Raw genomic sequence first — 26,085 nt, 5'->3', positions numbered from 1 at the left:
TCCTACGGAACTGCGGGAGGAGCCTCCAGGCCTGCTGCCGACTCGGCGTCTGCCGACTCGCCATCTGCCGACCCGCCGTCTGCCGCGTACCGGACCCCGACCTGCCTGCGTGCCTCGTCCATCACCGCCATGATCGCGACCGTCTGCTCCGGGTCCATCGCGCCACCCTCGTGGTCGCCGGAGGCGATCATCGCCTCGAACGCGCGGGCCTCGTGCGCGTACCCGGTGAGTTCCTCACGCGAGTCGTACTCCTCCACGACCGCTCCGTCGCGATCGCGCACCCGCCAGGTCGTCGGAGTGTACCAGGTGGCGTCGATGTCGATCCGTCCGTCGTCGCCGATGATCGATGCGGTGTTCGGGCTCCGGACGTCCAGCGAGAAGTGCACCATCGACTGCGCTCCCCCGTCGTGGGTCGTCACGATCCCCATCTGTGTGTCCACTCCCTCGGCGCTGAGCGTGCCGGCCGCCACGACGTCGGTCGGGACGCCGAGGACGTCCACGACGAACGAGATCGGGTACACGCCGAGGTCGAGGATCGCGCCACCCCCGAGCTCCGGGTCGCGCAGCCGGTGGTGCGGATCCGTCGGGAGGGCCTGGTGGTGCGTGGCCTCCACGAACCGCGGGCGACCGATCCGTCCTTCCGCGATGAGCTCTCGGATCATGGTCATCTGGGGCAGGAAGCGCGTCCACATGGCCTCCATGACCGCGACGTCCGCCCGGCGAGCGGCGTCGACCACGCGACGCGCCTGCTCGGCGGTGATCGTGAACGCCTTCTCGACGAGGACGTGCTTGCCCGCGTCGATCGCGAGCAGGGCGTCCTCCGCGTGGCGGGAGTGCGGTGTCGCGACGTACACGGCGTCGACGTCGGGATCGGCCACCAGGTCCGCGTAGCTGCCGTGGGCCCGCGGGATGTCGAACTCCGCCGCGAACGCATCGGCGCTCGCCCGGGTGCGGCTGCCGACCGCGACGAACTCCACCCCCGCAGCGGTGCAGTCGCCCACGAATGACCGGGCGATGCCGCCCGTGCCGATGACTCCCCAGCGAACCGTCATGTGCCCTGTCTACCAGCGTCGACGAGTTGTCCACATCCAGCACCCGGCTATGGACTGCACTGCCGATTGCCAGCTAGCGTGCTGGGACGTCCCCCGACCGGGGGCCACTCCCCGACGATCAGGAACGCCATGCGTCGACCCGTGTCTCCTTCCCGGCTCCTCTCCGCCACCGCTGTCGGCGCGGCCATCGTCGTCGCGGCGACCGTCGTCGGCGGCGCGCCCGCATCAGCGCACGGCTGGGGGTCCCCGGGGCACGGACACGATCCGGACGCCGGGTTGACGCCGCGGACCTCGTTCACGATGGCGGCGGACGGATCCTCCGGTGCGACGCAGGGCGGTGAGGGCATCCCCAACATCGACTCCGTGAAGAAGACGATCGCGACGTACTACGGCGACCCCGGCACCGGGATCGCGAACCGGACCGATTCCCCGTACATCCGTGAGATGCGGTCGATCGTCGCACGGCAGACCGCGCAGCTGCGGCAGATCCACGACCGGGCGGTCCGGAAGGGCGAGAAGCCCGCGATCGTGCTCGACGCGGACGACACCACGCTGTGGACCTACGACATGGAGGTCGCGGACATGCACTTCGTCTTCGACCCCGCCGAACAGGACGTCTGGGTCCAGGACCAGCGCTTCCCCGCCACCCCGTCGATGGTCGGCCTCGTCAACACCGCATCGGCGATGGGGTTCACGGTCTTCGGGCTGACCGGCCGGAACGACGACCAGAAGGCAGCAACGGTGGCCAACCTGACGAAGGTCGGGTACCAGGGGTTCACCTCGGACGACTTCTTCACGAAGTGGACCGGCGTCGGTGCCAGCCAGCAGCCGTCGTACATCACGTGCGCGACGGCGTCGTGCACCACGGTCGAGTACAAGGCGCAGACCCGCAAGCACATCGAGCAGGACCTCGGGTACGACATCGCGCTGAACATCGGCGACCAGTGGAGCGACCTGCAAGGCGGGTACGCCGACCGGAACCTCAAGCTGCCGAACCCCACGTACTACCTCCCCTCGGCCGACCTCCCCGGGGTCTCCGAGCCGTCGCTCGCGCCTCGCACGCACTTCACGATGGCCGCGGACGGGTCGTCCGGTGCGACGCAGGGCGGTGAGGGCATCCCGAACATCGACTCCGTCAAGAAGACGATCGCGACGTACTACGGCGACCCCGGCACCGGGATCGCGAACCGCACCGACTCGCCCTACATCCGCGAGATGCGGTCGATCGTCGCGCGCCAGGCCCCGGTGATCGCTGCACAGTGCGCCGTCGGCCGGGCGAAGCACAGCAACCCGGCGATCGTGCTCGACGCCGACGACACCACGCTGTGGACCTACGACATGGAGGTCGCGGACATGCACTTCGTCTTCGACCCCACCGAACAGGACGTCTGGGTCCAGGACCAGCGCTTCCCCGCCACCCCGTCGATGACGTCCCTGGTGTCGATCGCCCAGCGTTCCGGCTGCACCGTGATCGGGCTGACCGGTCGGAACGACGACCAGAAGACGGCGACGATCGCGAACCTGCAGAAGGTCGGGTACCCGCAGTTCCAGGCTGAGCAGCGTGGCACGCAGACCTACTACACGAAGTGGACCGGTGTCGGTGCGTCGCAGCAGCCGTCGTACGTCCAGTGCACGACGGCGAAGTGCACGACGATCGAGTACAAGTCGCAGACCCGTGCACACATCGAGTCGGCGGCCGGCGGACGCTACGACATCGTCGCGAACGTGGGCGACCAGTACAGCGACCTCATTGGCGGCTCGGCCGACCGAGCCGTGAAGTTGCCGAATCCGACGTACTACCTGCCCTGATCAGAAGTACCGTCCGTCACAGGGGGAAGTGAGCGCGAGGAGGCGTCTGCCGTGACCGGACCGGAGCCGTGGTGGACGGACGCGGTGGTCTACCAGGTCTACCCGCGGAGCTTTGCGGACGGCAACGGCGACGGCGTCGGCGACCTGGCCGGGATCCGCCAGCACCTCGACCACATCGCGGACCTCGGGGTCGACGTCGTCTGGCTCTCCCCCGTGTACCGGTCGCCGCAGGCCGACAACGGGTACGACATCAGCGACTACGAGGACATCGACCCGCTGTTCGGCACGATCGACGAGTTCGACGCGCTGCTCGTCGAGGTGCACCGACGCGGCATGAAGCTCGTCATGGACCTCGTCGTGAACCACTCGAGCGACCAGCACCCGTGGTTCCAGGCAGCGAAGCTGTCCCGGGCCTGCCCGAAGCACGACTGGTACATCTGGCGTGACCCGGTGGACGGCCACGAGCCGAACGAGTGGCGGTCGGCGTTCGGCGGGCCCGCGTGGACGTGGGACCCGGGCACGGGCCAGTACTACCTGCACATGTTCACGCCGCAGCAGCCCGACCTGAACTGGGACAACCCGGACATGCGGGCGGCCGTCCACGCCATGATGAACGGCTGGCTGGACCGCGGGGTCGACGGGTTCCGCATGGACGTGATCAACCACATCGCGAAGGACCCGGCAGCGCTGTCGGACGGCAGCGCCGCGTACGTGATGCAGCCGCGTGTCCACGACCACCTGCAGGAGATGCACGAGCGGGTGTTCGCCGGCCGCGATGCCATGCTCACCGTCGGCGAGATGCCCGGTGTCACCGTCCAGGACGCCGCGCTCTTCACGGATCCGGACCGCCACGAGCTCGACATGGTCTTCCAGTTCGAGCACGTCGGACTCGACCACGGGCCCACGACGAAGTTCGACAACCGTCCGTTCGACCTGCCGGTGCTCAAGGCCTCGCTCGCCCGGTGGCAGACCGCGCTCGCCGAGACCGGTTGGAACTCGCTCTACCTCGCCAACCACGACCAGCCGCGGCCGGTGTCGCGGTTCGGCGCCGCGGCCGTGGCCGCTGCGGCCGGATTCGGGGCCGACCCGTTCGCGTTCCGCTACGAGTCCGCGACGCTCCTCGCGACCGTGCTGCACCTGCACCGCGGGACGCCGTACGTCTACCAGGGCGACGAGATCGGCATGGTGAACGCCGGGTTCCGGACGATCGACGAGTACCGCGACATCGAATCGCTCAACTGGTACCGCGGGGCGGTCGGGCGCGGCATGCCCGTGGCCGAGGCGCTCGACGCGTTGGCGTTCCGCAGCCGGGACAACGCCAGGACGCCGATCCCCTGGGACGACAGCGAACCAGCCGGCGGGTTCTCCTCGACCACGCCCTGGATCGGCATGGGGCAGGGATGGCCTGCCGTGACGGTGGCCGCGGACCGTGCAGCAGGCGACCGCTCGGTGTTCGCGCACACGCGCCGACTCATCGATCTCCGGCACACGTCGCGGACGGTCCGGCTCGGTGCGTTCGAGCTGCTCGAGGCCGATCACCCATCGCTGTGGGCGTTCACGCGGTCCTTACCGGACGAGTCCGAGCCGCCACTCGCGGTGGTCGCGAACCTGTCGTCCTCTGCACTGGAACTCCCGGAGGACGTGGGGTCCCGCCTCGGCGACCTGGTCCTCGGCAACCTCGGTGTGCCGGAGACGGGCGCGCTGCGCCCGTGGGAGGCGCGGGTCCACGCGTTCGGGTGACCAGGGACGGACTGGAGGCTCGGTGCCGGTCCGGCACCGAGCCTCCAGTCCGTCGTGGGTCGCCTCAGCGACGCGTCGTCGGTCCGCTCACACGTCGCGCGGGCGACGCCGTCATGGGTCCGCTCACACGTCGCGTGTGCGCGCCGCGGCGATGGCGGCGCCACCGACCACGACGACCTCTGCGAGGAGGACGCCGAACCCACCCCAGCCGTTCAACACGACGCCCGGCTGGTCAGGGGCCGGCCCCGACGACGAGTAGGCGTAGAGCTGCGCCCCCGCGTCCGACGGCAGGAACCGAGAGACGTCGAGGATCCACTGCGCGTCGATCAGGCTGCCGAGGAGCGACAGGATGATCGGCAGCACCAGCAGGATGCCGAGCGTGATCGCGATGCCGCCGGCGCTCGACCGGACGAGCAGCCCGATCCCGAAGGCCAGCAGCGCGAGGAGCGTCACGTAGACGCTGCTGCCGAGGATCGGCATGAACACCGACGGGTCCCCGAGGTCGGCCTCCACCCCGTTGCCCGCCTGCAGCGGTACCGAGATCAGGACACCGATCCACGTCGAGACGGCGCTGACCACGAAGGTGCTCACGGCGAGCACGACGGCCTTCGCCAGCAGCACGCCGGTGCGGCCGGGGTCGGCCGTGAAGGTGGAGCGCACCTGCCCGGTGCCGTACTCGCCGGTGATGATGAGCACGCCGAGCACCCCGACGACGAGCGCGGTGAACGAGACGCTCGCCGTGTTGACGCTCACCAGCGTGCCGTTCGCGGCGTCCGTCGGCATCGCCTGCCCACCCTGGTTCACGAGTGTGCCGAGGAGCACCGCCATCGCGACGGTGAGGGCGACGAGGATCGCGAAGCACCAGACGGTGGATCGGATGCTCCGGAGCTTGATCCACTCGCTGCGGACGAGACGAGGGAAGGACAGACGGACGCCGGACATCGTGTCAGGTGTGGCCATCGCGTGCTGAGCGGTCATCGGGTGCCCTCCGATCGGTACTCGACGTCGTCGCGGGTGAGGGCCATGTACGCCTCTTCCAGGCTCGCGCCCTGCGGGGTGAGCTCGTGGAGCACGACCCCGGCACCGGCGGCGATCGCACCGACGGTCGGCGCATCGGGACCCACGACGAGGAAGGAGCCGTCGTCACGTGCGGTCACGCCGGCGTTCGGGCCGATCGCCGCGAACAGCTGGTCAGGGGACGGCGTCCGGACGACGACCCGCGAGCCGCCGCTGGCAGCGCCACCGGCGTTCCCGGCACCGGCGACGAACTCCGCGATCGGGGCGTCGGCGAGGACCTTGCCGCGACCGAGGACGACGACGCGGTCGGCGGTCTGCGCCATCTCGCTCATCAGGTGGCTCGACAAGAAGACCGTGCGACCGTCGGCAGCCATGCGTCGGGCGAGCTGCCGGACCCACAGGACTCCGTCCGGGTCGAGGCCGTTCACCGGCTCGTCGAGGATCAGGGTCTTCGGGTCGCCCAGCAGCGCGGCAGCGATTCCCAGACGCTGCCCCATGCCGAGCGAGAAGCCGCCGACACGCTTGCGCGCGACGGAGTCGAGCCCCGTCATGTCGATGACCTCGTGCACCCGCGACTTCGGGATGCCGTGGGTCGCCGCGAGGGAGAGCAGGTGGTTGTACGCACTCCGGCCGGAGTGCACCGCCTTCGCCTCGAGCAGCGCCCCGACCTGGCGGAGAGGGTCACGGAAGGCCTGGTACGGCCGCCCGTTCACGACGGCATGGCCGGCTGTCGGCCGGTCCAGCCCCATGATCATGCGCATCGTCGTGGACTTCCCGGCGCCGTTCGGGCCCAGGAAGCCGGTCACGCTGCCCGGCCGCACGACGAACGAGACGTCGTCGACGGCGAGCTTCGGACCGTAGCGTTTGGTGAGATGGTCGACTTCGATCACGCGGCAACGCTACGGGACCCCCGTTCGGGGCGCGTCATCCCTGCGTACGAGATGCGGCATACATTCCCTCCACCCTGCGGTGGAGAGGCAGTTGGTGAACGGGAGAACCCCTCGTTTCCATGAAAACGAGGGGTTCTTGGCGGAGCCGCCTGTCGGAATCGAACCGACGACCTATTCATTACGAGTGAATAGGAGCCGTATACTGGGGGTACTCGGCGACCGCCGCTAGTCGCGGTACATGCCCGGCTTCATGCGGATCGGGCTACCATCGGAGAGTGCAACCGCAAACATGTAATTGCGGTTGATTGTGTGTACTGATGTGTGTACCGGGAGGTTGCAGTGCCGAGGAAGCGCGATTCGGGTGACGGGGCGCTCTACGCGATCCGCGGCGGCAAGCTCTGGCGAGCCGTGATCGACGACGGTTTCCACCCGGACGGTCGCCGCCGGCAGCGGGTCGTCACGTCGAAGACGAAGGAGGGCGCTCGCCGCAAACTCGACGCGATCAAGGACCAGATCAAGCAGCACGGCACCGCGCTCGACACGAAGACGACGCTGGACCAGTGGGCGACGCACTGGCTCGAGACCGTCGGGAAGCCGAACCTCAAGCCGAACACCCTGCTGTCCTACGAGTCGGTCGCGCGGAACTGGATCGTCCCCACGATCGGCGCGAAGAAGGTCGCGCTGCTCAAGCCGTCCGACGTGCGCATCATGACGAAGGCCGTAGCCGACGCTGGCCGCTCCTCGGCGACGTCGCGCAAGGCGTACCAGGTGCTGTCGCTCATGCTTGAGTCCGCTCGTGTCGAGGGCATCGCCTCCCGCAACGTCTGCGAGGACGTCAACGCTCCGGTGCAGGGCGAGTCAAACCGCGGCGCACTCAGCACGGACGCAGCGCTCGCCGTCCTCAAGGTCGCAGCCGAGCACGACGACGGGACCCGCTGGTGGGTAGCGCTCCTGAGCGGTCTCCGTCAGGGCGAGCGGATCGGCGCACGGCTCGAGTCCCTCGATCTCGACTCCGAGCAGCCCACCATCGGCGTCGAGTGGGCGCTGTCAGAAGTTCCCTTCGAGCACGGGTGCGGACGAATCGACGACGACACCTGGAGCTGCGGGAGGAACCGCGCCGGATCCTGCTCGAACCGTCGGCTCCGGATCCCAGACGGGTTCGAGTACCAACAGCTCAACGGCCGCCTCTGCCTCATCCGCCCGAAGTCCGGCAAGCCGCGGTACGTGCCACTGATGCCGGCGCTCGCCGAAGCGCTCCGCCGCTACCTCATCAAGACCGCTGACCGGCCGAACCCATACGGGCTGATCTGGCGGAAGCCGAACGGGGAGCCGTACCTGTGGGGCGAGGACGAGCAGACCTGGCGGGACATCCTCTTCGAGGCCGGCATCATCGCTGACGAAGACCGAAAGCCCGGCTCCCCCGTCCCGACGACGCACTGGGCGCGGCACACAACGGCGACGGTTCTCATGGAGCTCGGCGTGGACGCCAAAATCATCGGCGAGATCGTCGGCCACCAGTCCGAGGCTGTCACCCGCAAGTACCAGCATGTGTCATCGGCGGCAGCGCGCGAGGCGATGGACAAGCTCGGATCGCACTTTGCGCTCGGCGCGTGAAGAACAGCGTCGTCAGATCTGCTCTTTCACTACAGCATCCAATTCGATCTTACTCAGCACTCGCTCCCCCAGTAGCAATTCGATACTAAAGGTACCCGACTCGGGGATTACCATTTCCTGCATACCGACAAGGGCAGGAAACGTGATTCGGGTTGTGGTCTCATCCACATTGTCAAGCTCCCCGTCATCCTCGGCCTGCATGTGTAGGCTCGGCGCTATCTCCTTGCCGGTCCGGACATTCTTCAATTCGAGCCGCATCGAGATGTCGAACACGCTAGCATGGGCGGGAAGGTCTAACAGAATTGCAAGGTCCGCCTTCAGCGGAGCCGGAAATGAGGGCCGCTGTATCCTCGTTACACCCCCGCTCAAGACACTAATCAGCCGGTCGCGCTCGTTCGCTACGTCGCACAAGGTCATGATCTGCACTCTGACGTCGACGTCGCTCGGTTCGCTTGTCATTCCACTCCTGCTGATTTGGATCGAGCATCGACCTGCCACTGCCGACTAGTGAGCGTTCTGGTAGAACGTGCCGAATTCAGCTGGCGAGCAGGTATGCGGTGCACTGTGCCATTCGCACGGTCAAGATCGCGAAGCGTGATGGCTTCCAGCCTCGGGGCGCGCCTCTCCCTCATCGAAGCGATGATTTCCCCCTCCATCACAACCGTGACGTCCGCTTCATAACCGAGCGCATAGAGGTATTCAGCAAGAGTGCTTACCGTGACATTGCCGTTACCGCGCAAGACGTTGTTCACCGCCGCCTTTCGTACACCAAGGCGATCGGCGAGCTGCACCTGAGTTAGCTCAGAACGCTCCAGCGCAGCCTCGAGGATCGCAAGAATCCGGCTTTTCAATCTCGCGGCAGACAAAAGTGAATCTGAACCCCCAACTGGGGTACTACGAAGCTTCATGATTCTTATCCATTTTGATCATCCACAGGCCTCGATCTATGTGCTTTCGGGGAATTTTGCCTTGCGCCGTCTTGCCGGTCTTTTTGGCAAAGATGTGGGTCACACGGACGCTTCTCACGTGCCGACGCGATGCTTTAGTTTCGTAAGCCGGGGCACGATCATTAGGAGTCTTAATTTCCCAAAGCTCTCCCTCAAGTTGCCGCCATTCGATTTTCGGTTCGAGCACACCGTAAATCGCGAGTCTATCGAAACGGTCTTGCAAGTCCGCCCAACGTTCGCGGTCACCCCGCCTCTTACTCGTCCGGAGACGCTCGTATTCGATGCTCGACGGCGACCGCTTGTCTCGGTCCCAAGCCGCTTCCACCGCCATCGAGGCTCCCTGCTCGAACTGATCGCGGGCGCACTCAGCGCAAGGCGACGGCTCGCTGCCACCGACCGGTACACTCAAAACTATACTCCCCCACAGGAGGACGGCTTCCCGCTCGACACGGGAACGGGTGACCGTCCACGAGGATCATCGTGGCACGTACCGCACCGACGGGCCACACCCCTGCTCGGGCCACAAGGCGCAGGACCTGCCGCAAACTCGTGTCATGCCGCTCTCACCTCAGCACCTGAACCACAAGCAGCTCCGCGTTCTCCACTGGATTGAGCGGGGCTGCCCAGACGGCGAGTACGTCAACGACAACTACGGTCACCGCATCACGGCCAAGGCGTTAGCGAGCCGTGGCTTGGTGCGCATCGAGGGGCGCGGTCGCAGTTGGAGCGCGACCCTCACCGATGCAGGTGAGTTACGTGTTGCGGCCCTGAAGGCCACCCCGCCTGCCGATCTCCCCAGCGGCTGGGACGATGCAGTGACGGGACTAGCGGATCGCCTTGAAGCTGCTGGCGGATGTCTCGACCTCAATGACAGCGACGACGACCTGGACTACCCGAAGCTTGTCTGGCGGTTCAACCGAAGTGAGAGTCGGCCCCGAGGGAAGGAGCTACACCTCACTCACCCGAACTGGCAGAACCAGAAACAGCTGCGCCTTGAGTACCGAGACTGGTTCTGGGACGAAGCCGAGCGACCTGATGTACCCGTCATCTCGACGAAGTCACACCTCGGGACGCTCGCTAAGACCTTCCTGACTTCCAAAGACGACCAGTTTGTGACGAAGGAGTCACTCCCGCGCGCAGCACGCATCATCGAGTCGATCGTCCGACACGCAGCCTCAGCCGGCATCACAACGCGAGACCCTCGCACCGTCGACAAGCGTAGGAGGCGCGAGGGCAAGAACGCTCGCGGATGGAGCGGACACGTCGAACTCGAGTCGGGAGCCGCCACTCTGCGGGTCCAGGTACGCGAGCAGCCCGGTGCCGGCAGTGAGAAGCACGACTTCTACTCGGACGGCGAGTTCGACAGGCGAGCCTACGACCGGATCCAACGACTCCCGGTGTGGCAGAGGAACCGGAACTATACGTTCGTACCCACGGGCGATCTCGAGCTGCGGGTCACGCGCCCGGGCTTCGGGTTCGACAAGAGCAGGTGGAAGGACACCAGGTCCGCGAAGCTCGAGGAGCGCCTCGGCGAGCTCTTCCAGCAACTTGAGGTCGCGCGCCTTGAGGCTGCGGCTCGGCAGAAGCAGCAGCGGCAGGCTGAGGAGCGGCGCAAGCGCGACTGGGAAGAAGCGATGACGCGCGCACGGATTTTGCACCGGGCGTCGCAGGAGGAAGATCTGCTCGTCGAGCAAGCATCGATATGGCGGCGACACGAGGAGGTGCGCGCGTTCGTCGACGAGCTACGTCGACGCGACGATGGGTCGGACGAAGCAGTGCAAGCGTGGATCGCGGCGGGCGAGCGGGTGGTGAACCGGCTCGACGCCTTCGCGGCACTCGTTACTCCCGTGTTCCCCGCCGCGGCTGCACAAGACCTTCAACCCTTCCTCAGCGGCTGGAGCGCCTCGGGGCCGCTGCTGCGTTAAGGGTGTCGCCCACAAAGGACTTAGTCCTCGGATCGCTTTCGGCTTTGACGGGCCGAGTGCGGCAGCACGATCGGCCCGTCACCCCAACCGGTGGTATCGATGGGCTTGCTCAGACGCAGTCCGTCATCAACGAAGATGAGGCGGGCGTTGGGGACGAAGTCGTAGTTCTGTAGCGCCGCTTCGGCCTCTTTGATGAGGTCACCAGTGTCGACTCCCAGCGCGATACACATCCCGTCGAGCTGGTCAAGATCGATGGGGCGTACGCCGCGGACCATCTTCGAGAGCTGCGACTGCGAGACGCCAACTGAGTCAGCGAGCTCCGCCTGGGTCACGCGGTGTTGAGCCATGAGGCCGCGGAGGCGGGAGGCGACATGTCGCGTCAGATCACTGACTTCATAGTTCGGCACGACACTCATCGTGTCAGTTTTGACACGCCGTGTCCACTCTCGAGACTTTTGTAGTTCGCATGGGTTACCGTAGTCCACATGAACTACGACGCTCCGAGCCAGAAGGTCTCCCGATCGGTGCGTTCTCTCCTGGCAAGCCGAGGCGAGACGATCACTGCACTGGCAGCCTCAACGCTCATCGCTGAATCTACCTTGAAACGCCGACTCCTGGGGCACTCGCCCTTCACCCTCGAGGAGGCCGGCTACATCGCGAAGCACTTCGACGTCTCCATCTCCGACTTGCTGGCTCCGCCATTCGAAGCCGTCACGAGCGCGGTCGCGTGAACAGTCGCATCGAGTTTGCCCCGGCCCTGTTCACTCGCGAGCTCGCCGCCTACTACCTCAGCTGCTCACTTCGCGACATCGACGAACTACGCGCCAAAGGCGAGCTCATTCCCGTCGGCGACACCAAGCGGATCAAGTTCCGCAAGGACGACCTCGACCGGTACGCCGCAAACCTGGCAGAGCGTGACTGAGGCTCCGACCTCCCCGCTCTCCACTTCTTCCGTTCAGTAGCGCCTCACGGTGGCGCTGTTCGGGCGCGCCCTCACGGCGCTGAAACAACTACATAGCTCGCAGGACGACGCACCAGCGCCAATGCGCCAGCGAGTGACGCACAGAGGAACCGAGGCGGTCGAACCGCAAGTGTGCTGACCCTGTCGTGGTGGACGGGGAGGTATGACGCCTCGTCGCGCCGTAGGCAGCCCCGGCCGGGGTGCTCCCTCAAGTTGACCCGCGATCGGCAGCGACCACACGCAACACACCAGCCCGTCCCCAGGAGTCAGCGCACGAGCTTCTGACCGGGGCACGTCCGGATCGGCACCGGACGGCGGGCACATGAACACACTCCGCAACGCACTCGGCGTAATCGCCGTCGTCGGTATCTGCCTGTTGGCGATGCTCTTGCCGTCGGCGCTCTGACTACCCCCCATCAACAACGAAGGCCCGCCACTGGCATGGCGGGCCTTCACTCTCCCGAAAGAAGAGAACTTTGACGAACACCATTCTCGCACAGACCGCTTTCGCGGTGCTCGCCCGATACCGCACCGACGTCATCGACGTGGAGAAGCTGTCCGTGAGCACCGGGCTGACCGGACTGCACCCGAACCCGCTGACGAAGGGTCAGCAGTTCGTGCTGATGACCGAGCAGCGCGCCGGAGAACAGGTCACGGTTCGCGCCGACCGCGCCGCCCACTCCCAGCACCTGGAAGGTAAGCGGCCGGGATATCAGTGGGGTAGCGAGCCGGGCGATCCATTCCAGATCACCTTCACTTACCTCGGCACCTACGAGTACGTCGAAGCAACCCTCGACCAGGGCACGCTGGACGTCGCCCTCCGCTTCGCAGTCGTGGACGGTGGCGGCACCCGATGAGCGCCTTCACCCCAACCACCGCCGAGCGGAAGAAGTACGCGGACTACGACGTCCAGTTCCGGGACGCGAAGTCCAACAGTGTCCGCGTCGGCATCGACGAAAACGGCGAAGTCATCCGCTGGCTGTTCCAGATCCACCGTCTGCCGTCCGAGAAGCTGTTCGTCGTCTTCATCTACCAGGGTGCGACTGCCAGCGAGGTCGAAGAGATCGAGCGTGTGTGTGCCGCCCTGCCAAACGGTGAATGGGCTCGCTTCCCCGGCCGCTGGTGGCGTTCGCGCTACCGCAGCAGCGCACGCGTGTTCTACCGCCAGACCCGCGGCTTCCAAGCCGACGACCCCTTCACTCAGCTCGAGCTCGAAATGCTCATCGATGCGACATCCGAGGTGACCGTATGAAGACCGCACCCGCAGGAACCGGTACCCACCTGAAGACCCTCCGTACCAGCCACGGCGTCTCCCAGCCACTGGTCGCGGCGATGGCCGGCACGTCTACCGCCTACCTGGCGAAGGTCGAGGACGGACTGATCGACCCAGCCCGTTCGTACGTGCGGAAAGTGACCGAGGCGATCGTTCGGCTGATGAAGGACCCGCCCCGGCCGTGCCCCGTGCTGGGCTGCGACAACTCCAAACACATTGACGGCATGGGCGGGCAGGCCGGTACGGCAGCATTGCACCACGCCGACGAAAAGCGCGGCGAAGGGTGGATCGTCTCAATCGAACGAGTCGACGGCCAGGACCGTGAGTGGTCCATCTACGCCGAAGTCTCCGACGATATGGCACTCGCGGCAGCCGACTTCCTCGCGTTCAGCGCCGCCTACCAGGAGGCATCCGCGTACGCCGCTGTGCTCAACGGACGAGGGACGGTCATCCGATGACTCTCGACGCCGTTACCGCCCCCAACTGGGCCGATCTGTCCGAACACACGGTTGCGACCATCGACGGGCGGGAACGGACCGTGATCGACCACTACGGAACGATCGCCCGCGTTCCGTTCCCGGGCAGCCCGACGCGGCGCAGCTCGCTTCCCACATTCGACATCGACGTCAGCCGCTGCGATGTGGTTGACGAAGCCGACAGCAGCAAGGTGCAGCTCGGCCCGTACCTCGTCACCGCCACGGTCAGCGAGCAGTACGCCGACTCGAGGCTCAACAGCCTCGACGATCTCGAGAAGTTCGCCTTAGCGCTGCTCACAGCCGCGCAGTCCGCCCGCGCGCTCTTTGCAAAAGACGCACGCGGGACCACAAAGGAGGTCGCCTGATGGCGCACAAAGCCACGACATGGGCGTGGGAGACGAAGCTGCCCGGCACGCGGAAGCTCGTCCTCCTCGCGCTCGCCGACATGGCCGATGAACACTACTCCTGCTACCCCGGCCAGGAACGGCTCGCTGAAATGACGAGCATGGCCGTAAGCACGATCCGGCGCTCACTCGGCGAGTTGGAGCGGGACGGTCTGATCATCCGAGCACGCCGTGCTCGACAGGACGGCACACGGACCAGTGACCGGTACCGACTGATGGTTGGCGCACAACCGGTCAAGTTGACCTCAGGTCAATCTGATGCGCCCAACCGGTCAAACACGACGCGCTCAACCGGTCAGCCTGACTGCGCTTATGAACCCTCTAGTAAAGAACCACCAGAAGAACCGTCAGATAAGCGCATCTACCCCGCTGACTTCGAGGACGCGTGGTCGCACTGGCCTCGGAAGAACGACAAGTCCCGAGCGCTGCAGCAGTGGCAGTCGGTCCGGAAGAAGTACCCGAAGCTCGACCTACGATCGGCCGTCATCGCTTACGGAGACGCATACACCGCGGCCGAGACTCCACAGCGGTGGGTGCCTTACCTCAAGACGTGGCTGAACGGTGCGCAGTGGAACGACCCACTGCCCGAACCGCGCACCACCCCGAACCAGCAGCGCCGGCTCACGAACGCTGAGCAGGCGGCGCTCGACTACCAGCAGAGGTACGGAGGTACCGATGAATCAGCAGGACGCCTTCAAGCTATTGGCACGGGCTTCGGCGATCGATAACCGCAAGGTCACCGACCTCGCCGCAGCAGTCTGGTCCGACACGTTGCCCGACATGCCCTACGACGAGGCAGCCGGCCTCATGGACGAGTTCCGGCGCGAGAACCCCGACACCTACCTCGCGCCCGGTCACCTCGTGAAGCAGAAGCGGATCCGGATCGCACGCAACCGCGAGCTCAACGGACCGCACCCATCCCCGCCAGCCGGCAAGCGCTGGGCGGTCGATGTGATCGAGACCAATCCGGAGTACGGCAACGGGCCGGGCGGAGTGCTGGTGGTGGGCAATGACGACGCGAGCTGAGCTGCGGCGGCAGCGAGACGACGCTCTCGCTCGCGCTGCACAGGCCACGCAGGACGCGAACGAGCTCCGTGAGCGGCTGATGTACGTGACCGGATCGTTCACCGCGGACGAATACGGGCAGGTCGGGAAGGCCACCGATGGGCAGGGCTAGCTTCGACCGCGTCATCGATGCCTTCACCAACAAGGGGCTGCACGTTCAGATGCGCGGCAACGAGGCTGCTGACGCGCAGGCCCCCGGACACTCCGCCAAGGACCGCTCCGTGTCGCTGCAGTCAGTCGAGGGCCGCACCCTCCTCTGGTCCCACAGCGACCCCACCCCGGACGTCCTCGACGCGCTGAACCTGACCCTGGCGGACCTGTTCGACGAGCCGAGGAAAGGGCAGGACTACCAGTACAAGGGCGGCCGGATCGTCCACCGGTCGCCGGACAAGCGGTTCTTCCAGTCGGGAAATAAGGATGACCGGTCCCTGTTCCGCGTCGAGCGGGTCACTGCCGACGTGTCCGTGGTCTACGTCGGGGAGGGCGAACAGGATGTCCTCGCGCTCGAGAAGCTCGGCCTCATCGCCGTCTGCAACCCGGGCGGAGCCGGCAAGTTCGGCCTCTACGACCTCGAACCGCTGCACGGGAAGACGATCCGCGTCATCCGCGACATGGACGAGCCCGGCCTGAAGCATGCATTGCAGATCCGCGACCTCCTCGCCGGCAAGGCGGCGAAGGTCGAGCTGCTGCAACCGCACATCGGGAAGGATCCCGCCGACCATGTCGCGGCCGGCTTCGGCTGGGCGGACTTCGAAGCGGTAGTCCTCCCCGAGGAGCAGGCAGAGCCAGCACCGATCAACGCGGCATTCGAAGAGCAGGTCGCATACGAGCTGCTTCGGCTTGATGTGAAGGACGAAGTGCAGCGTCGACGCGCTTCCGTCGGCGCTGCAACGCTCGAACCGAAGTACCTCGAGGACATCCTGACGATCACCGACACGCAGGACTGGCTCGTCCCCGACCTCCTCGAACGCCGCGACCGGCTCATCCTCACCGGGGGCGAAGGCGCAGGGAAGTCCTACTTCAGCCGCCAGATCGCAATCGCCGCAGCCGCCGGCGTTCACCCGTTCAACGGCTACCAGATCGATCCGATCCGGGTCCTCGCAATCGACGCGGAGAACAGCGAAGTCCAGTGGGCCCGCAACGCCCGCTACGTGACCAACATGGCACGCCAGCACGGGACCGCGGACCCCGGCAAGCAAGTACTCGTCTCGGCGGGTACTCGGCTGGACCTCACTCGGCAGGCAGACCTCGACCAGGTTCACCGGCTCATGGACCAGCACAAGCCCGACCTCGTGTACATCGGCCCGCTCTACAAGCTGCTCGCGAAAGCGATCAACTCCGACGACGACGCCGCACCACTCATCGTCGCCCTCGACGGACTCCGCGAACGCGGCGTCGCTCTCGTCATGGAAGCGCACGCCGGCCACGGCAAGTCCCTCGGCGGGGAACGCGACCTCCGCCCCCGCGGATCATCCGCCCTCCTCGGCTGGCCCGAGTTCGGCCTCGGCCTCCGCCCCATCGAAGACGACGACTCAATGATCTCCGTCATCAAGTGGCGCGGCGACCGAGACGAACGCAACTGGCCGAAACACCTCCGACGCGGGCAAGCAGGCGAAATGCCCTGGATGCCCGCCTGACCTTCTCACCCCGAACAGGCGGCGAGCGCCGCAACCCACTCACCCTCAGGAGCACACGTGACCGACACCGTCACCGAAGCCATCAGCCCCACCGTCATGCTCGACCTGTCTGCCGTTCGCGCCCGAAAGGGCCTCCGAGACGCAGCAGACCTGCTCGCCCACGTGCGATCCCTCGTCCCGCCATCCGGCACGCAACGCCCCGACGGCCAGCCTCGATCCAAGCAGCAAGGTTCACGCCTCCCCTTCCGCGAAGACGCGCTCGAGGAATCCGACAGCGTGTACGCCCAGCTTCTCGACTGGACACGGTCGTGGGCCGACACGCTCACATTGCCACTGCCCATAACCGCTGGGTACGCGTGGTCGAACCAGGCCGGACCGCAGGGCTTCCGATCCACGGTCACGCCCGAGGGCGCACATGCGCTCACCGCGAACCTCACAACCTGGCTCCTGCTGCACGACGACAAGATCCGCCGGCACCCCACCGCCGGCATGTTCTACGAAGACGTCGCTGACCTGATGTGGAACCTCAGCAAGAAGTTCCCACGGGAAAGCCGAGGCATGCGGCCGGTTCTCCCTCGGCCCTGCCCGATCTGCGGCGACCCTTCGATGGGCGTCGAGTGGCGGTCTGGGCAGCTCCTCGACTTCACCCTCACCTGCACCTACTGCGGCTTCGAGGGCGACACCACCGCGCTCCTCCAGGACCGCGACGTTCGCACGCTGATGAACGACATGCGGATCGAGGAAGCCCCCGAGGCGACGTCCTGGTGGACCAAGAAGCAAGCCGTTCGCGAGATGCGAATCACCCCGCAGACCCTCAACCGGTACATCCAGCGCGACGGGCTGAAAACGCACACCGCAGATGGGACCGTGTACGTCAATGCTGGCCAGTTACGCGAACTCTGGCGAGGTAAGCGCTCCCGCAACGCGGATGCACGAAGGCCTTCTCTGACGCCGTGACGTTGCCGGGTGTCCGCCGGGTCAGGCGGACACCCGGCAACGTCACCCAGCTTGCCTAGAAGTCGACCGGGTGATGAACTCTTGTCCCAGACTCTGCAGCTCGTGGCAGGCGTATTTCGTGCTCAACCGCCGGGTTCGCCATCGGACGACAACATCCGCCAACGCCTCGTAGCCGTCCGCTCGACCCTCGACTGGGCTCGAAGCATCAATGACATAGCAGGTGTCTCGTACCCAAGCGAAGACTGCCAAATCAGACTCATGCGCCGTGATCATCGCCTCGCCGACAGCAGCATGTAACGCTCGACTCGACGGCAGACGAGCTCCCGTATCCAGTACCTCAAGGTCCAACACCTCACGCACATCCCGATCGGCAGCTGCCCAAGCTTCCGAACGCCAGCGCTCGACATCCGCAGAAGCCGCATTCGCCTCCAGCACTACCCGCGCGGACACTGACCTCATTGCGGCCTCGTACGCCTGACGGTCACGGCGGCGCTCCGTCCAGAGAACGCCACCAAGTCCGACGCCCGCGCCGAGAGCAGTAGCAACGAGCGTGGCAAAGAAGTTAGCCCATTCGACGTCCGCCCAGTCCACACAACGAGCGTAGCGGCGCGCGGTCAAACACGAATCGGTTGCTGGGGTGTTCAAGTTCAGGCTACAATCGACGTGACATCGTATGCCCGACCGACTCACAGTCGGCGTGCATGCTGCGTTTCCGGCTCATGAAAGCCATCACGCGCCCCTAGCTCAGCGGAAGAGCAACGAGCTTCTACCTCGAAGGTCGGCAGTTCGAATCTGCCGGGGCGCTCCCTACTCAGAAATCCACAGTTTGATGACTACGTCTTCGACCGGCACATCGGCCGGGATCTCGGTCTGTAGCTGCAGGTACGCGGGGATGACGTCGCCTTCGTAGAAGGTCACGCCGTCCGTGCTTTGTCGGTGCTTGCCGCGGGATTCGAAGTCGACACGCATCTGAAACCCCACAGAACCGGAAGGTGCGTCTATCCGCACACCTGCCGGGTCAAGCATCAGGTCGAAGGCAAGGTGCTGGCCGTCGATGTGCTCCACCGAAGTCTGGCTTACAGAGATGATCTGAGGGCCCGAGTCGGGAGACTCGATATGAACATCGAACGTTGCACCGTCAGCAGCCTTGCCTACGAGGTCCTGGATCATCCCTCGAGACTAGCCGCCCTCTTGGTTCGCAAATCGATCACGGTGGTCGGCCACCCACACTTCCTCGCGGCCCGCAGATCACACACCGCCAACCAGCTGCGCCGAGCCACGAGGACCCCACCGAGGCCGAGACCCCCGAGGGAAGCCGCGCTGACATGCGGACCCCGGACGCGGACGGCCGACCACGTCGGTGGCTGGCGGTAGGAACATGACGTGCCCTGCAAGAAGATCCGCTACCGAGACCGCATCGCCGCGCTCCTCGCGATGGCGAACGCACAGCGCCGCGATAGCTCGGGCCGACCCAAGATCGAGCAGCGCGCCTATCGGTGCCCACTCTGCCGCGGTTGGCACCTCACATCGCGAGCCGAGCGGAAGCGCCCCACGCCCTAGGAGGTACCGCGTGACTCTCGCCCAGATCCGTGCGCTCCTGAAGCGTGCCGGCATCAAGACCACCGAGTCCATTGACCGCATCGACGTGAAGTACTTCGCCGGCAACGCTGTCGGCATCGACGTCATGCTCACTGCCGGCGGCGTCACCTACGTCCCGATCGAGAAGTAGCCGTGCCGTGGGAGACGAGCGACCGCCGCTTCCGCCTCCCGAAGAACTGGCCGCAGCTCAAGCGTCAGGTGAAGGCGCGAGCCGAGGGGCGGTGCGAGGCAGCACCGCACGACCCGCGCTGCGACGGCATTGGTACCGACTGCGACCACATCATCGAAGGCGACGACCACAGCCTCGACAACCTTCAGTGGCTGTCCGGTCCGTGCCACCGCGCGAAGACCGCCCGCGAGTCAGCAGCTCGCAACCGTCAGCGCGCCGAGCTCCGGCACCGACCAACCGAACCACACCCCGGAAGGAAGTAGCCCGATGGCTGCACCACGCAAGAACGCCCAGCCCATCAACACCAACAGCGGCGGCAGCACACCGATGACCGAGGACGAGAAGGCCCGCGTCGCAGCAGCCGAGCAGCAGCCCGAGCAGACGCCCAACCCCGCACCGACTGACGGCGAGGCGAACACCGGCGACGACCAGTCCGACGGCACGGACTACGCCGCCCTCGCAGCCGAGGCAGCGCACGACGCACTCGCTGCGGACCCCGGCACCGAAGACGTCACGCTCGGCAAGGATGTCGGCGGTCACCGTGCAGGCGACACCATCACCGTCACCCACGGGTCGGCCGACTACCTGCGAGAGCAGGGCTATCTCGAGGACCACGACGAGGACTAGCCCACGTCACACACGCCCGGTAGCATCGGGGTCGGGTAGAGGACGACGAGGCGACTCGGACCGACCTCCCCGACCCCGACCATCCCGAGGCACCGCGACCCCCGCGACCAGGGGTGGGGGGGGGGGGGACTCCCCGCGAAGATCCGGTCAAACCGCCGGATAGCAATTCTCATCCTGCGTGCGCCGTCTCTCTGTTTTTCGGAGCAGGAAAGCCCCGGTCAGAGCCGAAATCGCCCACAAACTGGCCCCCAAACTCACCACGAGCGAGGCCCGCGTCACCTCGCTACTTCCGCATGTTTCCGCCAGTTATCCGTTTCATCGGGTAGAATCGGAGCATGACGGGGACCGAGTGCGAGGAGTGTGGTGCTTCGCTGCGGCTACTGCGCACAGGTGCCCGATTCTGCGGGTCTAAGTGCCGTCTCCGCGCCCACCGACGCGCCAAGGTCGCCGGCGACGTGCCCGCCGAGATGAAGGCGCAGCGACGCTTCGTCCGGTTCACCCGCACCAAGCGCCCCATCACCATCGACGGCCACTCGGCGTCGTCCACGAACGCCGACACATGGTCCACCCACGCCGCGGCCGCCGCGTCAACGAAGGGTGAGGGCATCGGCTACGTCCTCGGTGCGGGCGTCGGGTGCATCGACCTCGACCACTGCATCGTCGACGGGACTGTCGCCGACTGGGCGCATGCCGTCGTCGCCGACAACCCCGGCACCTACATCGAGGTGTCCCGCTCCGGGGAGGGGCTCCACATCTTTGGTCGCCTCGACGAGGGTCCCGGCCGCAACTACCGCGACGGCGACCGCGCGATCGAGGTCTACTCGACCGGCCGCTACATCGCACTCACGGGCAACCGCCACGGTACCGCCCCGCTACGTCTGGCTGCGCTCCGCGTGCCGACGCTGTAACTCGCGCCCCGGTGGCGCACACGCGTCCCCGGAGGGCACCATGACCGCACCCGCCAAGCCAGCCGTGCCCCGCAGTCTCAAGGCCGCCGGCCGGAAGCTGTGGAAGGAGACGGTCGCCGTCTACGACCTCCGCCAGGACGAGCTCGAGATACTCCGCGCCGCCTGCGCCGAGGCCGACCTCATCGTGAAGATGGAGGGCGAGCTCGACGGACAGCCGATGGTCGTCGCCGGGTCGATGGGCCAGATGGTCACGCATCCGCTGCTGCCCGAGCTGCGCCAGCACCGCGCCACCCAGGCCTCGCTCCTGCGAGCGCTTAAGCTGCCGGACGTCGACGGTGCGGCGGAGAGCGCGCCGAACCAGAACCGGGCTGCCGCCAACTCGCGATGGGCCGTGCCGTATGGCGCGGGCGCGTAACGCGGCGTCCCAGCTGACGACCGAGGCGAGCGAGTACCGCGAGATCGAATCGTGGTACCGCGACATGCTCGACCGCACCCCGTCGCCGGCGGACCTCGACTGGGAGCCGACGAAGATCGGCCCGACCTGGACGTGGACCGACGACGGGTGGGCGCTGCCGGCGGTGACGCTCGGCTGGGAGTTCATGGCCTGGTGTGGGCTCTGGCTCAAGGGCAAGAAGGGCCCGTGGACCTACACCCCCGAGCAGGCGCGGTTCCTGCTCTGGTACTTCGCCCTCGACGAGTCCGGCGAGTTCACCTACCACTCCGCCGTCCTGCAGCGCCTCAAGGGCTGGGGCAAGGACCCCGTCGCCGCGACCCTCGGCGTCGGCCACCTCTTCGGCCCGACACTCTTCGACCGGTGGGAGGGCGACCGCCCGATCGGACGCGACAACCCGAACGCGTGGGTGCAGATGGTCGCCGTGTCACTGCAGCAGACGCAGAACACGATGAAGCTGTTCCCGTCGCTGATCAGTCCGGATGCTCGCCGACGGTACGGGATCCAGGTCGGCCGCCAGAACGTCTGGGGCATGGGCGACACCCGCCAGATCGAAGCCGTGACCTCGTCTGTCATGGCGATCGAGGGCGGCCGCCCGTCGCTGATCGTCCGGAACGAGACGCAGAACTGGAACAGCTCCAACGGCGGCCATGCGATGGCCGGCGCGATCGAGGGCAACGCGGCGAAGTCGGAAGTCGGCTCGCCCGCCCGCATGCTCGACATCTGTAACGCGTACCGGCCTGGTGAGGACTCCGTCGGGCAGCGTGCCCGTGAGGCGTACGAGCAGACTGTCGGCGAGAACGCCCAGCACGTCGAGTTCGGGGTGCTGTACGACTCGCTTGAGGCACCTCCCGAAGCGCCGCTTACCCTCGATGCCGCGCCCTCGGTCGTGAAGGCTGTCCGCGGCGACGCGGTCTGGCTCGACGCCGAGGGGCGCATCAAGAAGTCGATCGCGAACCCGGCGAACAGCCCCAGCGAGTCCCGGCGAAAGTGGTACAACCAGATCGTCGCGGCCGAGGATGCATGGACGGAGCCGGCGGAGTTCGACCCGCTCGGCGACCCGAACGCGGTGCTCGAGCGCGGCGACGAGGTCGTGCTGTTCCTCGACTGCTCGAAGTCCGACGACGCGACCGCCCTCGTCGGCTGCCGGATGTCCGACGGGCACGTCTTCACCGTAGGGATGTGGCAGCGCCCTCCCGGCAAGCGCGGCGACGGCTGGCTCGCACCCCGCGAGGACGTCGACGCTGCCGTCGAGCACGCCTTCGACCTGTACCGGGTCGTCGGCTTCTTCGGCGACCCCTCGCACGTCCTCGACGACGAGACGATGGACCGCTACTGGGACCCGCTGTTCGACAAGTGGCATCGGGAGCACCAGCGCGACCTCCGCGTCTGGGCGTCCGGGTCGAAGGGTGGCCGCGGGCACTCGGTCATGTTCGACATGTCCGCCCGCGACAACGCCCGCGACTTCGCCTCCGCCGTCGCGTTCACGCTCGAGGAGATCCGCTCCGGCTCGTTCACCCACGATGCCGACGCGCGCCTCCGCCGGCACGTCCTCAACGCTCGCCGCTACCCCGTTCAGGGCTACGTGTCGATCGCGAAGGACGGCCGCGAATCGAAGAACAAGATCGACCTCGCCGTCTGCATGGTCGGTGCCCGCATGGTGCGCCGGCTCATCCTCAACAACCACGCTCAGAAGAGAGGCGGCCAGGTTTGGTGATGTCCAACGAGAGCGTCGTCACGCTCGCGGAGAAGACCCTCATCCCGAGCGCGCAGCTCGAGTGGCAGCGGCTGACCGACCTCGACAACTGGCTCCGCTGGTCGCCGGAGAAGGTCTCACTCCCACCCCAGGCGAACCAGGAGCACAAGGGACTCCGCGACATCTCGGAAACGCCGTGGCTCGCCCTCGTCGTCACTACCGTCGCGCAGCAGCTCGTCGCCGAGGCCGCGCGGTCGATCACCGGCCGGGATCTCGCAGCGTTCTGGGCTCCGTGGCTGAGCAATCGCATGCCGTCTCGGCAGCGCGCGATCCACCGCGCTGCCCTGGGCTACGGGTACGCCTACACGACGGTGACCCCTGGTGTCGTGGACGGGCCGGACGGCAAGCGGAAGACCGCCGCGGTGATCCGTGGACGTTCACCGCGGGACACCTACGCGGTCTACCAGGACGCCGTCGAGGACGAGTACCCGATGTACTTCCTCCGCAAGCGCGGATCGCACTGGCTCGTCTACGACGAGGAAGCCGTCTACACCCTCGGCCAGGAGAACACCGGGCTCACGTTCATCACCTACGACATGCACGGTGCCGGCGTCACCCCCGTCGTCCGGTACTCGAACCAGATCGACCTCGAGGGCCGGACACCGGGCGAGGCGGAGCCGCTGATCCCGCTCGCGAAGCGGATCAACAAGGACACGTTCGACCGGATGACGGCGCAGCACTACAACTCGTGGAAGGTGCGCACGGCGGTCGGGCTCGAGGACCCGAAGACGGAGGAGGAGGCGCAGAAGCGCAAGCTCCTCCTCCGCCAGAACGACATCCTCACAGGCGGCACCGGCGTCGAGTTCGGCACCCTCGACGAGACCAAGCCCGACGGGCTGATCGCGTCCGAAGAGCGCGACATCGCCACCCTCGCCGCGGTCTCGCAGACGCCGACACACTCGCTCACCGGCGACATGATCAACCTCTCCGCGGACGCCATCACCGAGGCGCGCGCGATGCTCGACATGAAGGCCGGCGAGCGGAAGGTCGGCTTCGGCGACTCCCACGCGCAGACCCTCCGCCTCGCCGCGCACGTCGAGGGGCGCGCCGAGGACGCCGCCGACTTCTCGGTGGTGATCGACTGGACCGACTTCCAGTCCCGCTCCATGGCGCAGGCCGCTGACGCGCTCGGCAAGCTCGCTACGCAGCTCGGCATCCCCGTCGAGAAGCTCTGGGACCGGATCCCGGGCGTCACTCCCGACGTCGCCGCCGGGTGGGAACGCTACAAGCGGGCGAACCCGTCCGCCGAAGACCAGATCGCCGCCGCGCTCCGAGCGCAGGGCGGCAACTGATGGCGCTGACGGCGGAAGGGGTCGCACTCACCGAGGCGAACCGCCGCCGTCAGCTCGCGATCGCCGCCCGCGCGGCCCGCGTCGGCATGGTTCTATGGAACGACCTCGACCCAAAGAACCTCGACGGCTCCGCCCTCCGCTGGCTCGCCGAGAACGTAGCCCTCGCCAGCGCCTACTCGTCGCAGTCGGCGCAGACCACCAGCGCCTACATCGACCGATACCGGGACGCAGAGGGCATCAGCGGCGCAGGGCCGATCGTCATCCCGACCTTCGACGCAGCGCTCACGGCGCAGATCCTCCTCGTCGCCGGACCGATCCGAGTGAAGAACCTCGTCGGCGGCGGTATGTCCGGATCGACGGCGCTCGTCCGAGCGAAGAACGGCTACGCCGGCATGCTGCGCCGGCAGGTACTCATGGGCGGCCGCCAGACGATCGACCTGACCACCGGCCAGGATCAGCAGGCGATCGGCTGGCGACGCGTCTCCGACGGCGACCCGTGCACCTTCTGCGCGATGCTCTGCTCCCGCGGCCCCGTGTACCGCCCCGCCGCCACCGCGTCGGGCTCCGTCGAGCGCGACAGCCGCGGCGGCGGGCGCGGCATGCACTTCCACGCGCACTGTGGCTGCACCTCCGAGATCGTCTACGGCTCCTGGCAACCCAACGAGCAGGAGCAGGGCTTCATCGACGCGTACGACCGCGCCGCGAAGCAGGCCACCGCGGCTGGCCAAGCGCGCACCCAGGAGAGCGTGCTGCCCCGCATGCGCGCGAACGGCGACTTCCGAGACTCGCCCGCGATCCGCAATCAGACCACCCAGCCCTGACAGGGGCTCGGCACCGCTGCCCTGGTGGCAGCCCGACCGCCCCAGGAGGGCACATGAAGAGCACCACCGGAACGACGTACGCCCCCTGCACGATCGACCGCACCGCCCGCATCGGGCTGTCGCCCTTCGAGCTTCGCGGCATCCGGCTCATCGACGGCGACGACGGCGCGAAGCCGGGCGACGCCGCCGACCAGGGCACGGACACCGACGTCGACGAGGCCGACAAGGGGACGTCCCAGGAGGACGCCGACAATGACGCCGACAGCGACGACAAGGGCGAGAAGTTCGACTCCGACAAGGCGCTCGGCAAGATCCGCAAGCTCAACTCGGAGAACAAGAACCTCCGCGACCGAGCGACGAAGGCGGAGCAGGCAGCCGAGGCGAATAAGGACAGCGGCGAGAAGGTCACGGCCCTGGAGGCCGAGAACCTCAAGCTCCGCGTCGCCGTCAAGCACGGCCTGCCCGAGTCCCTGATGAAGCGCCTCTCCGGCACCACCGAGGAGGAGCTCCTGCAGGACGCCGAGGAACTGCTCGAGATGTTCGGCAAGGACGGCGGCCGACCGCCGTCGGGCCAGCCCCGCGAGCAGCTCCGCCCCGGCAGCGGCAACAGCAACGACGCCGGCGACCCCACCGCGGACCTCGACAAGTTCGCCGAGGACGTCTTCCGCCGGTAACCACGCTCCCGACCCGGGCGG

Annotated in this window: 31 protein-coding genes and 2 tRNA genes; 24 read left to right on the top strand and 9 right to left on the bottom strand. The window is 66.8% G+C overall.

Annotated elements, in window-relative coordinates; genetic code table 11:
* Positions 1-2 precede the first annotated feature (2 nt).
* Positions 3-1,052 carry a Gfo/Idh/MocA family protein gene (locus tag ACIPJ2_RS16250; RefSeq protein ID WP_402729677.1) on the bottom strand — a complete coding sequence of 350 codons (1,050 nt, stop codon included), beginning with the start codon at positions 1,050-1,052 and terminating at the stop codon, positions 3-5.
* A 129-nt stretch (positions 1,053-1,181) separates the two neighbouring features.
* On the opposite strand from ACIPJ2_RS16250, the gene ACIPJ2_RS16245 reads away from it, so the two are divergent.
* Together ACIPJ2_RS16245 and ACIPJ2_RS16240 are read left to right on the top strand one after the other, a co-directional pair.
* Positions 1,182-2,861 (top strand): HAD family acid phosphatase, encoded by a 1,680-nt coding sequence (locus ACIPJ2_RS16245; RefSeq protein WP_402729676.1) that lies wholly within the window; start codon positions 1,182-1,184, stop codon positions 2,859-2,861.
* A 51-nt stretch (positions 2,862-2,912) separates the two neighbouring features.
* Entirely contained in the window at positions 2,913-4,601 is a 1,689-nt protein-coding gene (locus ACIPJ2_RS16240; RefSeq protein WP_402729675.1) for an alpha-glucosidase, read from the top strand.
* 123 nt (positions 4,602-4,724) lie between these two features.
* Here ACIPJ2_RS16240 and ACIPJ2_RS16235 read toward each other — a convergent pair whose 3' ends face one another.
* From ACIPJ2_RS16235 to ACIPJ2_RS16225, 3 genes are all read right to left on the bottom strand, one after another.
* On the bottom strand, positions 4,725-5,579 hold the full coding sequence (locus ACIPJ2_RS16235; protein ID WP_402729674.1) for an ABC transporter permease: 855 nt from the start codon (positions 5,577-5,579) through the stop codon (positions 4,725-4,727).
* Positions 5,576-6,508 carry an ABC transporter ATP-binding protein gene (locus ACIPJ2_RS16230; RefSeq protein ID WP_402729673.1) on the bottom strand — a complete coding sequence of 311 codons (933 nt, stop codon included), beginning with the start codon at positions 6,506-6,508 and terminating at the stop codon, positions 5,576-5,578. The genes ACIPJ2_RS16235 and ACIPJ2_RS16230 overlap by 4 nt, the downstream gene beginning before the upstream one ends.
* Before the next feature lie 143 nt (positions 6,509-6,651).
* Positions 6,652-6,725: transfer RNA gene (locus ACIPJ2_RS16225), tRNA-Thr, on the bottom strand.
* 122 nt (positions 6,726-6,847) lie between these two features.
* Between ACIPJ2_RS16225 and ACIPJ2_RS16220 the strand changes: the two genes are divergently transcribed.
* Positions 6,848-8,122, top strand: a complete 1,275-nt coding sequence (locus tag ACIPJ2_RS16220; protein WP_402729672.1) for a tyrosine-type recombinase/integrase — start codon at positions 6,848-6,850, stop codon at positions 8,120-8,122.
* A gap of 12 nt (positions 8,123-8,134) precedes the next feature.
* On the opposite strand, the gene ACIPJ2_RS16215 is transcribed toward ACIPJ2_RS16220, so the two are convergent.
* Both ACIPJ2_RS16215 and ACIPJ2_RS16210 read right to left on the bottom strand, forming a co-directional pair.
* A complete protein-coding gene (locus tag ACIPJ2_RS16215) occupies positions 8,135-8,581 on the bottom strand; it encodes a DUF6941 family protein (protein ID WP_402729671.1) in 447 nt (148 codons plus the stop codon).
* Positions 8,578-9,030, bottom strand: a complete 453-nt coding sequence (locus ACIPJ2_RS16210) for a helix-turn-helix domain-containing protein (protein ID WP_402729670.1) — start codon at positions 9,028-9,030, stop codon at positions 8,578-8,580. The genes ACIPJ2_RS16215 and ACIPJ2_RS16210 overlap by 4 nt, the downstream gene beginning before the upstream one ends.
* Before the next feature lie 593 nt (positions 9,031-9,623).
* Here ACIPJ2_RS16210 and ACIPJ2_RS16205 point away from each other — a divergent pair.
* Positions 9,624-10,994, top strand: a complete 1,371-nt coding sequence (locus ACIPJ2_RS16205) for a hypothetical protein (protein WP_402729669.1) — start codon at positions 9,624-9,626, stop codon at positions 10,992-10,994.
* 20 nt (positions 10,995-11,014) lie between these two features.
* Here the strand turns inward: ACIPJ2_RS16205 and ACIPJ2_RS16200 are convergent, their stop codons facing one another.
* A complete protein-coding gene (locus ACIPJ2_RS16200) occupies positions 11,015-11,401 on the bottom strand; it encodes a helix-turn-helix domain-containing protein (RefSeq protein ID WP_402729668.1) in 387 nt (128 codons plus the stop codon).
* A gap of 78 nt (positions 11,402-11,479) precedes the next feature.
* Here ACIPJ2_RS16200 and ACIPJ2_RS16195 point away from each other — a divergent pair, with 78 nt between their 5' ends.
* The 11 genes from ACIPJ2_RS16195 to ACIPJ2_RS16145 all read left to right on the top strand — a co-directional run bounded on the left by ACIPJ2_RS16195 (position 11,480) and on the right by ACIPJ2_RS16145 (position 17,767).
* The gene (locus ACIPJ2_RS16195; RefSeq protein WP_402729667.1) at positions 11,480-11,725 is read left to right on the top strand and encodes a helix-turn-helix domain-containing protein; all 246 of its coding nucleotides are present in this window, start codon (positions 11,480-11,482) and stop codon (positions 11,723-11,725) included.
* A complete protein-coding gene (locus ACIPJ2_RS16190) occupies positions 11,722-11,916 on the top strand; it encodes a helix-turn-helix domain-containing protein (protein ID WP_402729666.1) in 195 nt (64 codons plus the stop codon). The genes ACIPJ2_RS16195 and ACIPJ2_RS16190 overlap by 4 nt, the downstream gene beginning before the upstream one ends.
* A gap of 515 nt (positions 11,917-12,431) precedes the next feature.
* Positions 12,432-12,812: a hypothetical protein gene (locus ACIPJ2_RS16185; RefSeq protein WP_402729665.1), complete on the top strand. Its 381-nt coding sequence runs from the start codon at positions 12,432-12,434 to the stop codon at positions 12,810-12,812.
* Positions 12,809-13,207, top strand: coding sequence for a hypothetical protein (locus ACIPJ2_RS16180; protein WP_402729664.1), 399 nt, complete (start codon positions 12,809-12,811; stop codon positions 13,205-13,207). The genes ACIPJ2_RS16185 and ACIPJ2_RS16180 overlap by 4 nt, the downstream gene beginning before the upstream one ends.
* A complete protein-coding gene (locus ACIPJ2_RS16175) occupies positions 13,204-13,686 on the top strand; it encodes a helix-turn-helix domain-containing protein (protein WP_402729663.1) in 483 nt (160 codons plus the stop codon). Before ACIPJ2_RS16180 ends, ACIPJ2_RS16175 begins: the two co-directional genes overlap by 4 nt.
* The gene (locus ACIPJ2_RS16170; RefSeq protein ID WP_402729662.1) at positions 13,683-14,069 is read left to right on the top strand and encodes a hypothetical protein; all 387 of its coding nucleotides are present in this window, start codon (positions 13,683-13,685) and stop codon (positions 14,067-14,069) included. The genes ACIPJ2_RS16175 and ACIPJ2_RS16170 overlap by 4 nt, the downstream gene beginning before the upstream one ends.
* Positions 14,069-14,836 carry a helix-turn-helix domain-containing protein gene (locus ACIPJ2_RS16165; RefSeq protein WP_402729661.1) on the top strand — a complete coding sequence of 256 codons (768 nt, stop codon included), beginning with the start codon at positions 14,069-14,071 and terminating at the stop codon, positions 14,834-14,836. Before ACIPJ2_RS16170 ends, ACIPJ2_RS16165 begins: the two co-directional genes overlap by 1 nt.
* Positions 14,784-15,134, top strand: a complete 351-nt coding sequence (locus ACIPJ2_RS16160) for a hypothetical protein (protein ID WP_402729660.1) — start codon at positions 14,784-14,786, stop codon at positions 15,132-15,134. The genes ACIPJ2_RS16165 and ACIPJ2_RS16160 overlap by 53 nt, the downstream gene beginning before the upstream one ends.
* Positions 15,118-15,285, top strand: a complete 168-nt coding sequence (locus ACIPJ2_RS16155; RefSeq protein WP_402729659.1) for a hypothetical protein — start codon at positions 15,118-15,120, stop codon at positions 15,283-15,285. The genes ACIPJ2_RS16160 and ACIPJ2_RS16155 overlap by 17 nt, the downstream gene beginning before the upstream one ends.
* A complete protein-coding gene (locus ACIPJ2_RS16150; protein ID WP_402729658.1) occupies positions 15,272-16,810 on the top strand; it encodes an AAA family ATPase in 1,539 nt (512 codons plus the stop codon). Before ACIPJ2_RS16155 ends, ACIPJ2_RS16150 begins: the two co-directional genes overlap by 14 nt.
* Before the next feature lie 57 nt (positions 16,811-16,867).
* Positions 16,868-17,767 carry a hypothetical protein gene (locus ACIPJ2_RS16145; RefSeq protein ID WP_402729657.1) on the top strand — a complete coding sequence of 300 codons (900 nt, stop codon included), beginning with the start codon at positions 16,868-16,870 and terminating at the stop codon, positions 17,765-17,767.
* Positions 17,768-17,809: 42 nt separating this feature from the next.
* Here ACIPJ2_RS16145 and ACIPJ2_RS16140 read toward each other — a convergent pair whose 3' ends face one another.
* Positions 17,810-18,358, bottom strand: coding sequence for a hypothetical protein (locus ACIPJ2_RS16140; RefSeq protein WP_402729656.1), 549 nt, complete (start codon positions 18,356-18,358; stop codon positions 17,810-17,812).
* A 142-nt stretch (positions 18,359-18,500) separates the two neighbouring features.
* Between ACIPJ2_RS16140 and ACIPJ2_RS16135 the strand changes: the two genes are divergently transcribed.
* Positions 18,501-18,572 (top strand) — tRNA-Arg (locus tag ACIPJ2_RS16135).
* A 2-nt stretch (positions 18,573-18,574) separates the two neighbouring features.
* Here the strand turns inward: ACIPJ2_RS16135 and ACIPJ2_RS16130 are convergent.
* Positions 18,575-18,937, bottom strand: a complete 363-nt coding sequence (locus ACIPJ2_RS16130) for a hypothetical protein (RefSeq protein WP_402729655.1) — start codon at positions 18,935-18,937, stop codon at positions 18,575-18,577.
* 400 nt (positions 18,938-19,337) lie between these two features.
* On the opposite strand from ACIPJ2_RS16130, the gene ACIPJ2_RS16125 reads away from it, so the two are divergent.
* The 8 genes from ACIPJ2_RS16125 to ACIPJ2_RS16090 all read left to right on the top strand — a co-directional run bounded on the left by ACIPJ2_RS16125 (position 19,338) and on the right by ACIPJ2_RS16090 (position 26,064).
* Positions 19,338-19,496: a hypothetical protein gene (locus ACIPJ2_RS16125; RefSeq protein WP_402729654.1), complete on the top strand. Its 159-nt coding sequence runs from the start codon at positions 19,338-19,340 to the stop codon at positions 19,494-19,496.
* 306 nt (positions 19,497-19,802) lie between these two features.
* Entirely contained in the window at positions 19,803-20,162 is a 360-nt protein-coding gene (locus ACIPJ2_RS16120) for a hypothetical protein (protein WP_402729653.1), read from the top strand.
* A gap of 455 nt (positions 20,163-20,617) precedes the next feature.
* Complete coding sequence (locus ACIPJ2_RS16115) at positions 20,618-21,070, top strand: bifunctional DNA primase/polymerase (protein ID WP_402729652.1); 453 nt, start codon at positions 20,618-20,620, stop codon at positions 21,068-21,070.
* A 40-nt stretch (positions 21,071-21,110) separates the two neighbouring features.
* Positions 21,111-21,485 (top strand): hypothetical protein, encoded by a 375-nt coding sequence (locus ACIPJ2_RS16110; RefSeq protein WP_402729651.1) that lies wholly within the window; start codon positions 21,111-21,113, stop codon positions 21,483-21,485.
* Entirely contained in the window at positions 21,469-23,238 is a 1,770-nt protein-coding gene (locus tag ACIPJ2_RS16105) for a terminase (RefSeq protein ID WP_402729650.1), read from the top strand. The genes ACIPJ2_RS16110 and ACIPJ2_RS16105 overlap by 17 nt, the downstream gene beginning before the upstream one ends.
* Positions 23,238-24,569 carry a phage portal protein gene (locus tag ACIPJ2_RS16100; RefSeq protein WP_402729649.1) on the top strand — a complete coding sequence of 444 codons (1,332 nt, stop codon included), beginning with the start codon at positions 23,238-23,240 and terminating at the stop codon, positions 24,567-24,569. The genes ACIPJ2_RS16105 and ACIPJ2_RS16100 overlap by 1 nt, the downstream gene beginning before the upstream one ends.
* Positions 24,569-25,390 (top strand): hypothetical protein, encoded by an 822-nt coding sequence (locus ACIPJ2_RS16095; RefSeq protein ID WP_402729648.1) that lies wholly within the window; start codon positions 24,569-24,571, stop codon positions 25,388-25,390. Before ACIPJ2_RS16100 ends, ACIPJ2_RS16095 begins: the two co-directional genes overlap by 1 nt.
* 53 nt (positions 25,391-25,443) lie before the next feature.
* Positions 25,444-26,064, top strand: a complete 621-nt coding sequence (locus tag ACIPJ2_RS16090) for a hypothetical protein (RefSeq protein WP_402729647.1) — start codon at positions 25,444-25,446, stop codon at positions 26,062-26,064.
* Positions 26,065-26,085: the final 21 nt, after the last annotated feature.

Origin of the sequence: Curtobacterium sp. NPDC090217, assembly GCF_044746705.1 — a bacterium.
In the GTDB taxonomy this organism is placed as follows: Bacteria; Actinomycetota; Actinomycetes; order Actinomycetales; family Microbacteriaceae; genus Curtobacterium.
Note: the sequence above shows the minus strand (reverse complement) of the source record. Positions and strands in the feature narration are given on the sequence as shown.